This window comes from Acidovorax sp. SDU_ACID1, from assembly GCF_045291395.1.
Lineage (GTDB): Bacteria > Pseudomonadota > Gammaproteobacteria > Burkholderiales > Burkholderiaceae_C > MR-S7.
Genome location: NZ_CP152342.1, coordinates 3576226 through 3588940 on the forward strand (window position 1 = coordinate 3576226; position 12715 = coordinate 3588940).

Sequence of the window (12715 nt, forward strand, 5' to 3'; positions counted from 1 at the left end):
GAGCGCTACTACGGCGCCAGCATCCACTGCAGCGTCTGCTCCAGCGGCACCAGGCTTCTTTCGCCAATCAGCGCGTCAAGCCGCGATGTGTCAGCACGCAGGGTCTTGACCTCGTTCGCGCGCACGAAGGCGGGGTTGACGCGCACCTCCATCGCGTGGCCCGTCAGGCGGGCGCACAGGTCCAGCACGTCCTGCAGCGAATGCAGCGCCTGCGATCCCACGTTGACCACCGCGCCCGCCACGGGCTTTTCCGCCAGCAGCCGGTAAGCGCGCACCACGTCGCGCACATCCGAAAAATCGCGCCACACGTGCAGGTTGCCCAGTTCGATCATCGGCGCCTTGCGGCGGAAGTGATCGACGATCTTGGGAATCAGGAAATCGGTGGACTGGTCCAGCCCCGTGTAATTGAAGGGACGGGCCACCGCCAGCGGAAGCCTGTCCACCCATAGACTGGCCATCATTTCCATCGCGGCCTTGCTGACCGCGTAGTCGTTCGCAGGCCGCAGCGGCGTGGACTCGGCCAACTGGCCTTCGGCCGCGTTGCCATACACATTGGCGCTGCTGGCCAGCAGCACGCTTTGTGGCGCCGTGGGCAGGCCGGCCAGCGCCTGCAGCAGATTGCGCGAGCCGCCCACGTTCACACGGTAGAAATCCGCCGGCGAGCCGTGGCCCACGAAGGCAATCGCGGCCAGGTGAAACACCGCCTGCGGCGCAGCCTGGAGCACGGCCGCCTGCAGCGGCGCATAGTCGTTCAGCTCGGTCTGCACATAGTGGTGCAGCTCTGCTGCCGGGAATGCGGCCGCAGGCGTATGCCCCAGGCCCCACACCTCCCAGCCATGCTGCCGCAGTTCACGCGCCAGATAGCGGCCGGTAAAGCCGCCGGCCCCCGTGATCAGCGCCCGTTTGGCGCCCGTGCCTTGCGAGGCCATGATCAGAACGAAAAGCCCGCCTGGTTGCGGCGCAGATCGACCTCCACCATCATCTGGCACAGTTGCTCCAGCGTGGTTTGTGGCGCCCAACCCAGCTTGGCCTTGGCCTTGGCCGGATCGCCAATCAGCAGATCCACCTCGGCCGGGCGGTAGAACCTGGGGTTCACGCGCATTACCGTCTTGCCCGTGGCCATGTCCACGGCGGCCTCGCCTTCGTCCTTGCCCGTGAAATCGACGGCGATGCCGGCGCCCTTGAACGCCATGCGCACGAAGTCACGAACGGTCTCGGTGCGATTGGTGGCCAGCACGAAGGTATCCGGCTCGTCGGCCTGCAGCATGCGCCACATGCCTTCCACGTATTCCTTGGCAAAGCCCCAGTCGCGCTTGGCGTCGATGTTGCCCAGTTCAAGCACATCGAGCTTGCCGAGCTTGATCCTGGCCACGGCATCGGTGATCTTGCGGGTGACGAACTCGCGCCCGCGCAGCGGGCTTTCATGGTTGAACAAGATGCCGCTGCTGCCGAAGATGCCGTAGCTCTCGCGGTAATTGACCGTCATCCAGTGCGCGTACAGCTTGGCCACGCCGTAAGGGCTGCGCGGGTAGAACGGCGTGGACTCCACCTGCGGAATCGCCTGCACCTTGCCGAACATCTCGGAGGTGCTGGCCTGGTAATAGCGCACCTTGGGGTTGACGATGCGAATCGCCTCCAGCAGGTTGACCGCGCCAATGCCGGTGATTTCGGCCGTCGTCACCGGCTGCTCGAACGACACCCCCACGAAACTCTGTGCCGCCAGGTTGTAGACCTCGGTGGCCTCGGTCGTCTGCAGCAGGCGGATGCTGGACGACAAGTCCGTCAGGTCATATTCCACCAAATGCAAATGGGGGTGGCCCTGAATGCCCAGTTCCTCGATGCGCCAGAAGTTGACCGAACTCGTCCGGCGAAAGGTGCCATACACGGCGTAGCCCTTGTCCAGCAGCAACTGCGCCAGATAAGCGCCATCCTGGCCCGTGATTCCCGTAACGACGGCTTTTTTCTCATCTCTTCTTCCTCCAAATAACCAAATCAAATACTCAATCCCCGCCGAACAGATCGCGCGTATAGACCTTGTCCTGCACATCCGCCAGTTCAGGCGCCATGCGGTTGGCGATGATCACGTCGCAATCACGCTTGAAGGCCGCCAGATCAGGCTCCACCCGCGAGCGGAAGAAATGCGACACAGCCAGCGTGGGCTCATAGACCACCACCTCCACACCCTTGGCCTTGATGCGCTTCATCACCCCTTGCACGCTGGAAGCGCGAAAGTTGTCCGAGCCCGCCTTCATGATCAAGCGATACACCCCCACCCGGCGAGGCTCGCGGCGCAGGATACTCTCGGCAACGAAATCCTTGCGCGACATATTGGACTGCACGATGGCCTGGATCAGGTTCTGCGGCACATCGCGATAGTTGGCCAGCAACTGCCGCGTATCCTTGGGCAGGCAATATCCGCCGTAGCCGAAAGAGGGATTGTTGTAGTGCCCCCCAATGCGCCCATCCAGGCACACCCCCTGGATGATCTGGCGCGCATCCAGCCCATGCTGCTCGGCAAAGCTGTCCAGTTCATTGAAGTAGGCCACGCGCATAGCCAGATAGGTATTGGCAAACAGCTTGATCGCCTCGGCCTCGGTCGAGCCGGTGAACAACACCGGCACATCCTGCTTGATGGCCCCTTGCAGCAGCAAATCGGCAAACACCCGAGCCCGCTCCGATTGCTCCCCCACCACGATGCGCGATGGATGCAGGTTGTCGTACAGCGCCCGGCCTTCGCGCAGAAACTCTGGCGAAAAAATCACCTGCCCGCACCCCAGCCGTTCACGCAGCCGCTCCGTGAAGCCCACCGGCACGGTGGACTTGATCACCATCACCGCCTGCGGGTTGACTTCCATCACGTCGTGCACCACCGACTCCACCGAAGACGTGTCGAAATAATTCGTCTGCGGGTCGTAATTCGTGGGTGTGGCAATCACCACGTAATCCGCCCCTGCATAGGCGTGCACCTTGTCAACCGTGGCGTACAGATGCAGTTGCTTGTCACGGAGATAGTTCTCAATCTCTGGATCCTCGATCAGCGACCGCCGCGCGTTCAACATGGCAACTTTCTCAGGATCTATATCCAGAGATACCACCTCATGACTCTGCGCAAGCAACACCGCATTGGACAACCCCACATAACCCATTCCAGCCACCGCTATTTTCATTAGCCCCCCAACAAAACAAGCACGCACCCAATGAAATCACGACGCGAGAAACTGCAGATATCTAATCCTGCGGCTGCCTCTTAAAAAATGCATATAAAAAAAACAACAAATCTCCTATAACAGTTACCGCACGGGCGAGCATCACCGAAGTAAGCACCTCTACCTGAGGCACCACGCCATTGAGCAAGTAAATGAGTGCGGCCTCTCGTATACCAATTCCGGCAGGCGCTCCGGGAACAAGCAATCCCAACAGCCACGCAACCACATATGCGCCTATTATTTTTGTCCATATGCTCTCTGGCAAAGGCGCCTCATGACTCAGCCAAAGCAAGATCAAGAAGATGCCGCCCGAGACAGCAAGAAATACCGTATGAGATATGAACGCCCACGTTACGAACCGTGAGAATATATATCCAACAACACGGGCCAACCCAAGAAAGCACAAGCCAAACCCAATCTGACCCCACATCATCGGAAAAACCAAGCCAAACCTCGGCAAAACCCATATTGAAAAAAGAGATGCAGCCAAGGCTATTAATGCCAACTCCCATACCGTCGATTTAGCAAGCACCTTCGCATCAATTCCGGCAGCCATGCCAAGGGCTTGTCTTCCGGCCAGATGAAAAATATTTCCGGGTATATATCTCGCCAATTGAGACACACCGTGAATCTTCACCGCCTGGTCCACGGAAATCCGACAACCCAAATTTTGTAGCAACTGCCTCCAAGCGCGGGCAAGGAGGGCATTGGCGATTGCACTCAGGAAGATCAACACCAAGATCGCACACCACCTCCAACCATCGAATCGAGAAAAATCGATCTCTCCCGCATAGAAATATAATCGCCAAACAACAAAGCCAATTGCCAAAACCACCAATATTTTGCCAAATAGCTTTAGTACCCTCTTAGCAGGCAAATTCATCTCGTCAATTCAGCTTACGAGCACACACATAGTAGGACAAACCGAAGCCTCGGCGAGTTGTTTCCGACATATTCGCGACCTCTTGCAGAAACACAGTGCGAAGTATTTTATCGGCATATCGCCCTGTAGGCACCGGCTGCTTTTTTGGCACATCTTCATTTCGCCCTCGGAATCGACGCCACATTTGCCACGTCATTCGAGAAGCCAATCCCAAGGGGAAAAGGTATGAATTGAAATAGCTCCCATACAAACGAACCGCATCAGCGGGGAGCAGTCTTTCAAAATTCTCTGCGTTATATCTTCGATAATGACCAAGCGCTCTGTCATGGTCACTATAGAGCCATTGGAAAGCTGGGACGGTTGCAAGAAAAATCCCTCCCGGTTTCAGGTGATCGAAGATCCACTGAATCGCCGAGCGATCATCCTCTATGTGTTCAATAACGTCACACGCACAAATGACATCCCACATCCCTTGAAGATCAGAAGGGATGGCAGACTCAAACACATGCCGTACCTGCTGCAAATCCCGAAGCTTGGCCAGACCTAATGGATCCAATTCCAGCGCGTCAACTTGGCCAAACTGGCTCAACATCGGAATATTCTGCCCTACTCCTGCCCCAACCTCTAACATCTCCCTGTTGCCAACCGATTCCGTCAAAGACCATGAAAGCACCTTTTGTACAAGCTGGGAGCGACCAGCATGGAGCCATGACGAAACCTCATGAGAATAGCTCAAATAGGCTTGAGGATTCATTGAACATCTTTCTTTTGCATCAATTGGGCAGCATCCTGACTCACACCCGAATGCGATGAAATATATTTGCCAATATCTATTGGAGAACTTCGCACAAAAAATTCCGCGATGATACCGAGCGAAAGCATCTGCAAAGAAGCGACCATGGTTAAAACACCGAAGGTCAACAAGGGGCGCCCACCAATGGGGGGTCCGCCACCCAGCCAAACAATGAATAAATATACCAAGGACGCGCTGCCAGCCAATCCCAAAATTACACCGACCCCCCCGAACAAATGACCAGGCTTGGCCAACCAGCGCGTAGTTGCCAATACCGTAACTAAATCAATGAATCCTCGGACATAGCGCTCCCAGCCGTATTTTGATTTTCCATGAACACGCGGATGATGCTCCACTTCAATTTCGCCCACGCGATATCCAAGATCTGAAGCCAGGACAGGAATATAACGGTGCATTTCTCCGTAAAGACGGATGTTTTCGATTACTTCCCTGCGATAACATTTAAAACCACAATTGAAGTCATTCAGTTTGACTCCGGTTAATTTCGAGGTTACTCCATTGAAAATTTTTGAAGGCAGGGTCTTCGACAACGGGTCGTGACGCGTACGCTTCCAGCCAGACACGAGATCAAAACCTTGCTCCAGCTTTTCAAGAAACCTCGAAATCTCCTTGGGGTCATCTTGCAGGTCGGCATCCATCGTGAAAACAATGTCACCACGAGACGCACGGAACCCTGCCTCCAATGCAAGCGCCTTGCCCATATTTCGGCGGAAACGTATTGCACCTGCAATCCCTGGCAATCTCTCGGCGATTGATTGCATTACGGCCCAGCTCCCGTCCGTACTGCCATCGTCAATAAACAATATTTCAATACCATCCGCAGGGTGCTCACGACTCATCGAATCAACAATTCGGTCTGCAAGCTCATCGAGACTAGCCGCCTCATCTTTAACAGGTATCACGAAGCTGACCACTCTCTGCATTTTTCTTTCCTCTAATCAATTCGCTCAATTCTGACCGCATTCAAACCAATTCCCAGCCTTCGCGGATCCACGCCCCGGCCTTCCGCCAGAGGAGAAGTCGGATTACGAATTTTTGCATTCACCAGCACGTATTCATGGTCGCGTGATTTCTCACAGGGTAGGTTGACCAACTTAAAAGCATCGTTCTCGAAACGTACATGGCGAGAACCACCGCCGGAACAGCGAAGCTCGACATCAAGCGCTTCCCGCTGCCCAGGAACGTAAGCACGCAGGTCCAGTTCCGCCTCGTATTTCGCCCCGCCTTTCCCTACCCGAAAAGAGATTTCCGCCATGTCACCGTCAGACCAAACGCCCCAGGGCTCGATATGACTCCATCCTTTCCGAAGCTCAGCCCCTTGCGCAACCAGTTCCCCCACTGTCAAACGCTTGCCAGTACCCTCAAAGAATGGACGTGTATCTTCATGGAAATGCAGCGTAGGATTCACAGGCTCCTTTTCCCCGGAATCGTCCGCCTCCACCACCAGCGCAGCCAACGCAATATGCTTCTTGAACAGCATATCGAATGCGTGCCGAAACGGAACGGCGCTATCAATTTCGATAGCCTGATTTTGTCCAGCAAGCACCGCCCCGCTCCACACGACGCGCCCCCCACTGAGAATGCGTACCGAAGCGTCTACCGACGTTGCCACAGTGACAGGTGGAAATTTTCTTTCCTTATCCATTTTATATATCAAAAAATTCGACCTTCGATCATCGCGGTTAGCATGAGGCCATGAAGATTCATTGATTTTGTCAGTTTTAAATATCTTAAAATACCCATCACTCACCTCCTCCACATATTTATCAGAAAATCCAGAAAATACCGTTGGCAAGAGCCATTCTTCTAAACGGAAGAAATTCAACGGAGAAACAAAATTAACCCTCCAGTATCGCATCACGGCTTCATTGCCGGGGAGAATTAGCCGATACTGAATTGACATTCCAAGAATTGCCGTTCCGAGTAAAAATACACCCGTCCAACGGCGGACAGCGAGCGGCTTGGGAGAGAATGGCTCATATTTAGCCCCGATGAAAGCCAATGGAATCAAAGGTAAAGCCTGCATCATGTAGCGCGAACCATATGAGCCAGCCCCCCCATAGCCGTTCGTTGGAAAGACGAGCCACTGCAGCACCATGTAGGCAAAAAAACCGACCAGTACAAGTGCCGAGCGTTGCCAGGTAAAAGCTGGCCGCATAATCAAAAGACTTGCGGCAACAGTAAAGTATGGAATTATTCCAGTCTGCCGCCCCACCAGAAAATCAGCGATTTTTGTAGGCAATAGACTCAGGTTTCCGACAATCGCAGCCGCGACGCCCAGAGGGTCGAAGACGTGACCGGTGATGCCTTTTGTAGGTGGAATCCAGCCGTCCTCCAATGGAAAAGGTGCACCCCGAACATACAATCTCAACCCCTGGTATGACAACAAAGAACCGTCGATGGCTAAATTCACGCCGGAGAATACAAACCACGATACTACGACGAGCGAACCGATCAGGCTGCGACGCCTCCATCCGACGTCTGGGATCGCCAGAATAATAAAAGGAATTACCACCAAGAAAGGAATTTTTTCATGCAGTGCGGCACCGAGTATGAGGGCCCCAAATACTCTCGAATGACCACTCATCCCTACGGACAATAAAAGGTATGTGCCTGCCGCGAGCAGCGCTGCAATGAAAATATCAGGATGAGCTACGAATACCCACGGAAAAAATGCCGAAGGCACAACAAACGCCAAGGAAGCGATGAAACTCCACCCATGCGCAAGCGCACTTTTTAACGCAAATGCAGTTATCGAACCGATAACCAGCAGGCAGAGTACGTTCAATACAATAAATCCATCCATACCGAGCGCGGCATGAAACGGTGCAGCAACCATCCCATATATGTACGGTTTTGCATAGAACAACTCACCTGCAGTTCCCTGCTTCAGAAAAAGACCTCTTGGGCCAGACTCTTGCGGATAGTCCAATGAAAACCGACGTAAGTCATCCAAGGAATACTTCAAGTCACCGTCATTCCAGAGGCTGTCGGCAATCATCACATGCGTGGCTTGGTCGCTGTAAAGCACACGCTTGGCTGCTGGCGTGGCATGCGCAAGCGCCCAAGCCATCACCATCAATCCGATAATTGCCCAACCCAAAATAATTGTAGTTCGATTCGATAGATCGAATTTCGACTTCAGGACAGCACCAATGACGTTCGATTGCATCACTTAACGAACCGCCATGAAATAGTATTCACGGCCGCTATAAAACTCGTCTTCAAATTCTCCCCTTCCCAGACCCGAATCTTCGCCATTGCGCAACCATCTTGCCATCAAATGGATTCGATAACCCAATGTCCCACATAGCAACTCGTATATATCGCCCGGCGTAGTTCCATAGCAATCCGCCGCTCCAAGCCCATGCTCAAATATGATGCAAGGTTGACTGCGGCGTAACGTTTGTACGCCCCCCCTCATCACCTCCAGTTCCGCACCTTCCACGTCTATTTTTATCATATCCACACATAAATCGACCGGTATGACTTGGTCCAGCCGTAAAAGTGACACATCGATCTCTTGCAAACTCTCATCCGGCCTTTCATATCGACGTTCACGTAAACCACTGTACCCAGGATTACTTACCACATGCGTAAATCGTGATTTACCGTCATGGTCGCTCAACGCTGCCTCTATGACGGTCACATTAGACACACCCTCATACTTACGCCTAAGCCCCTCGCAAAGATCTGGCAGAGGTTCAAATGCAAAATGCTTTCCTTCGGGAGCGAGTCTGAGGAAATCATCCATGAATGTCCCGACATGGCAGCCCACGTCAACACAGATGGAATTCCTCCGGAGCAACCGTTTCATTACCTCGACAGCCTGATTGTCATAGCTGGAATTCTGGTCCATTCAAATCTCCTTTAGAGAGCTTTTTCCAAAGAAATGAAGCGATCTACCAAACTATCCCAGTCGTGCTTTTCTGCATAATCAATTGATCTTGTACGCAGAGCATCGTATTTCTCTACCGACCGAAGCACTTCTTTTATCTCTTGCGCCCACACGGCAGCATCTCCCTCCACGGTACAGGCATATTCACGTACATCGTCGAAAATTCGGGCACCCGAGATCAGAAGAGGGAGCCCCACGGACAAGCAATCAGCAGCGGCGGCACTCCCGCCTTCCTCACTTTGTTCATAGGCCAAGAGTGCAAGGTCTGCGTCGCAAAGCAATGTAAGTTGTTCCTTTTTCTCATGGAATGTGGTATCAAAAACAACATGGGCTTCCAGACCTAGTGCATCCACCATTTCTCGGCAACGTCTCAGTTCTTCCCTAGAGTCGTCACTTGGATATTCTGCACAGTGAACACGGAGCACCGCACCCGGAAATTCAATTTGAACCGCTGGCATTGCACCAATCAGCGTTTGAATGTTCTTGTGAGGACGGAGAAAACCAGTCGTGACAAGCGTTGGCGGCTTTTTTTCCAGTCCCTGCCACCTATTGACTCTGGCACATCGGGAATATTACTTTTCAATCCGATAGGGGAGTAAATCGCTTTCAAACCAAGCTCTTTCGCAGCATTGCACTCCGCCAATCTATGGAAGAATACCCAAGCACCCATTGCCGCCATTTCAATCAATGCCTGCCCATCCTCGACTCTGAAACGATGGTTATCAATGATCACCTGCCATCGGTTCTCAATGCATTCTTTCACAAAACGTCTCAACTCCTCAGCCGGAAAAAATCCAGGATGGTATTGAACAATCACCCTATTCGAGCCCGTTGATCGAATTAAATCCACCGTTTCTGTATATATAAAGCTATGGGCAAATGATTTATCATCATAATACCAGCCAATATGCGCACCCTGCCCTGCATCATTTAGCGTCACGCCGGAAGTTTCGCTGCGGCAGCTGATGACATGAACAGCCATCCCCTTTTTTTCAGGGCAGTCCCGAGGCTTGCCGCATACTCCCCAACACCGCATTTATGCCCTTGGGTTGAAAACATCACCACCGCGCACTTTCCTCCCTTGATTAAGGTCGGATTTTCCATGCTCGGTGCGTCCTCTATCCTCCCGATTCGCCTTAATCGAGCAATCAGCGTTTCCGGATCAGCCAAGTCATTGGTTACGGCATCGTCCTCAAACCCTCCCACTACCCGCAGGGCTTCCGTACGCACAGCTATTCGCGGTAAGGCAGCACCCGCCCCCGCATGTGATAGAGGCACCCAAGCTATGGACTGCGCACCACCTGCTGCCATTGACACACTTTCACGTAGCTGAAAAAGCCATGCCTCGTCAGGTAAATCATATTCTTGTGCTAGCACCAAAATTACTCCATTCGCTAGCGAAACGCCCACATTCTTTGCGGCACCAAGCCCCAAATGAGGAGCATGCATATATACCAATGGAAACCCATACTCCTGCAGTTGATTCTTTCTCGAACCTGATGCACGGTCTATCACAATCAACTCAAAATCGCGCTCTATCTGGCAGCCAAGCGCCAAGCAAAAAGCACTGAGATCATCGAAGCCCCCCGACGCTACAATAAGCACCGAGAAACGAGGTACGGATTGCAATGCATAACGACTACGGGCGGCCAGCAATTGGCCTGTGAACTTGCTGATGCGCTCCCATGAATAGTATTGCTCAACGCAGATACGGGCCTTTTCTCCTCGGCTCTCCCTCTTCCTTGGATCCTTAAGTTGATTGATATTTTTTATAAATGGAGCCGCTTGCGGAGCAGTGATCTCGACGGCATCACCGGAGTTCTTTGTAATACCCCTCGCGCCAATCTCGGTGGCAATGATTGGCAATCCAAATGCCATGAAGTCAAACATTTTAATATTTGTTCCCGAGCCCGAGAACATCGGATTGACTGCTACGTCTGCCGCAGTCAGCCACTGCACCTTTTCTGCCTCTTCGATTGGCCCCGTAATATGTACATTTTTATGTACCGACGCGACTCTTTTGCCCACACCACCTGCGATCACAAATAATGTATCGGTGCTTTCCGGCGCCAGCTGATCTACAATGAATTGGGCAGCCTCCACATTGGGCTCATAAGCGCTACCGATGAAAATCGCAACCAGTGACCATTGCGCAATGTCCAGCCGCCTTTTTGCATTCATTCGGTCTGCGGGCATAGGCCTTGGATGTGCAAATGCCATGACACCGTTAGGCACTACGCGCAATTTGTTGGCGTGAATTCTGTACAAGCGATTGAAGCGTGATGCGTCTTCCTGGGAGCACGTCAGGACAAGGTCAGCCCGCTGGCACAGACGCAGTTCGTCGTCGACCACGCATCGCAGCAGTTCTGCCTCCACGGAACTATTTTCGTCCAGCAACTGGGCGCGCAAAAAACCTTCGACATTCTGCGAATCGTACACAATGGTTTGATTGGGGCGGAGTTCTGCTGCAAGCAAGGGATACACCCAAGGATGCGAAAACACCACCACGTCTGCCTCACGTACCGCTTCGCGGGCCGTCCGAACGTATTCGACCGATAAGCGCCCCAACCGTCCAAAAGTAATATCAATGGTCGTTTTGCCACCTGCTTTAGCCGATAATCGCCCCGCTTCTGCATGGTGCTCGCGGCTCAATGGCACATCGATTTCTTCTAAGCCTGGGCTGAGCCTGTGTCGCCGATAGCACTCACCGGGCCAGTCGTAGCTTCCGATGTAGGTACAGTCGATTTCACTACCCAGGTTGTGGTAAAGCCCTAGGAGCCTCAGTCTTCCGCCGCCCACTGGCGGGTCGATGGGCTGCATGTCCAAAACTGCGACCTTGAGCTTGTCCGGTATCGTCTCTCTCTGGGGAGCCAACGCGGCATTCAACAGTTTCTGTGCTACATCGCTCCAATGCATTTGGGCGACCCAGGCCCGCCCGTTCTGGCCCATTTCTTCAGCCTGGCGCGGATTATCAAATAGCGATTCGAGCGCTTTGCAAATTTCCTTAGGGTCCGGTGCACAGATGCGGCCAGAAATCCCGTCAATGACGATGCGCGCCGGCTCTCCTGAATCCACACAGGTTACAACTGGCTTTCCACTGGCAAAGGCCTCGAGCGTGATGTAGCCATAGTCTTCCCGCTCAGGCACAAATGGGACGGCAAGCGCCCGAGAATATAGTTCGATCAGGGAAGCATCGCTCACCCTGCCTAGAAATTCGATTCGCGGGTCGCCTGCTGCCAATGCTTCCAGTTTCGTCTTTGCTTCACCAGTTCCCGCGATCAGCAGTCTCATTGGGCGGGACGAGCAACGTACCGCTTCGATCACCAAATGGACACGTTTCCAGTCGTGCAGGCGGCCCGGCAAGAAAAAATAGTCCGCAGCAGTCGCGCATTGAAAGCCAGTGACGCCCAGTGGAGGATGCAGCACCTCAGCATCCAACCCACGCCAACGATAAAGCCGGTCGGCCACTTCATGCCCAATCGCGAATCGGGCTTTGACCTGTGTCATCGCCTTGAGGTCTCGTGCATGAATGCGTGCGCGTTGCCAATAGTCTTGCTGCCCGGCATTGGGAAAGACACGTTCGAACATGTCATCGAACACGCGAACCGTATGGACTAGATACAAAACGTGGCACGGATGGCACGCTGCATAGGTCGGCGCCTTCGTCGAGATGACAACGTCGAAGTTAGAGACGTTCAGCGCTTCACAGCGATCGTAGTTGCCCATAATGGCATTGAAATTGGGCTCATCTGCAGGGATGGAAATCAGTTCAGCCTCGCATTCGAGTTGCCTCAAACCACCGAGCAATCCTTCATACAACCTCTCGGCGCCACCCACCACGCCAGTCGTCGGCCCCGCTGCCAGCACTGCGACCCGCAGTCCTTGGTGGTTGATCTTCGGCACAGCCTCTCCAC

11 protein-coding genes are annotated in these 12715 nt (G+C 53.5%); all 11 read right to left on the reverse strand.

Translation table 11 applies throughout. The features are described from left to right. Positions 1-8: 8 nt before the first annotated feature. On the reverse strand, positions 9-929 hold the full coding sequence (locus AAG689_RS17610) for an NAD-dependent epimerase/dehydratase family protein (protein WP_406623087.1): 921 nt from the start codon (positions 927-929) through the stop codon (positions 9-11). 2 nt (positions 930-931) lie between these two features. Then, positions 932-1993 carry a GDP-mannose 4,6-dehydratase gene (gmd, locus tag AAG689_RS17615; RefSeq protein WP_406626366.1) on the reverse strand — a complete coding sequence of 354 codons (1062 nt, stop codon included), beginning with the start codon at positions 1991-1993 and terminating at the stop codon, positions 932-934. Between the two features lie 7 nt (positions 1994-2000). Next, positions 2001-3167, reverse strand: a complete 1167-nt coding sequence (locus AAG689_RS17620) for a nucleotide sugar dehydrogenase (protein WP_406623088.1) — start codon at positions 3165-3167, stop codon at positions 2001-2003. Between the two features lie 61 nt (positions 3168-3228). Then, positions 3229-4089: a hypothetical protein gene (locus tag AAG689_RS17625; protein ID WP_406623089.1), complete on the reverse strand. Its 861-nt coding sequence runs from the start codon at positions 4087-4089 to the stop codon at positions 3229-3231. 4 nt (positions 4090-4093) lie between these two features. Then, positions 4094-4843, reverse strand: a complete 750-nt coding sequence (locus tag AAG689_RS17630) for a methyltransferase domain-containing protein (RefSeq protein WP_406623090.1) — start codon at positions 4841-4843, stop codon at positions 4094-4096. Further along, complete coding sequence (locus AAG689_RS17635; protein ID WP_406623091.1) at positions 4840-5826, reverse strand: glycosyltransferase family 2 protein; 987 nt, start codon at positions 5824-5826, stop codon at positions 4840-4842. Before AAG689_RS17635 ends, AAG689_RS17630 begins: the two co-directional genes overlap by 4 nt. Before the next feature lie 11 nt (positions 5827-5837). Next, entirely contained in the window at positions 5838-8075 is a 2238-nt protein-coding gene (locus AAG689_RS17640; RefSeq protein WP_406623092.1) for a DUF7024 domain-containing protein, read from the reverse strand. Positions 8076-8078: 3 nt separating this feature from the next. Next, positions 8079-8762, reverse strand: a complete 684-nt coding sequence (locus AAG689_RS17645) for an FkbM family methyltransferase (protein ID WP_406623093.1) — start codon at positions 8760-8762, stop codon at positions 8079-8081. 11 nt (positions 8763-8773) lie between these two features. Further along, positions 8774-9337, reverse strand: coding sequence for a glycosyltransferase (locus AAG689_RS17650; protein WP_406626367.1), 564 nt, complete (start codon positions 9335-9337; stop codon positions 8774-8776). Continuing rightward, on the reverse strand, positions 9268-9783 hold the full coding sequence (locus tag AAG689_RS17655) for a hypothetical protein (protein ID WP_406623094.1): 516 nt from the start codon (positions 9781-9783) through the stop codon (positions 9268-9270). Before AAG689_RS17655 ends, AAG689_RS17650 begins: the two co-directional genes overlap by 70 nt. Further along, positions 9738-12704 (reverse strand): glycosyltransferase, encoded by a 2967-nt coding sequence (locus tag AAG689_RS17660; protein ID WP_406623095.1) that lies wholly within the window; start codon positions 12702-12704, stop codon positions 9738-9740. Before AAG689_RS17660 ends, AAG689_RS17655 begins: the two co-directional genes overlap by 46 nt. Positions 12705-12715 lie beyond the last annotated feature (11 nt).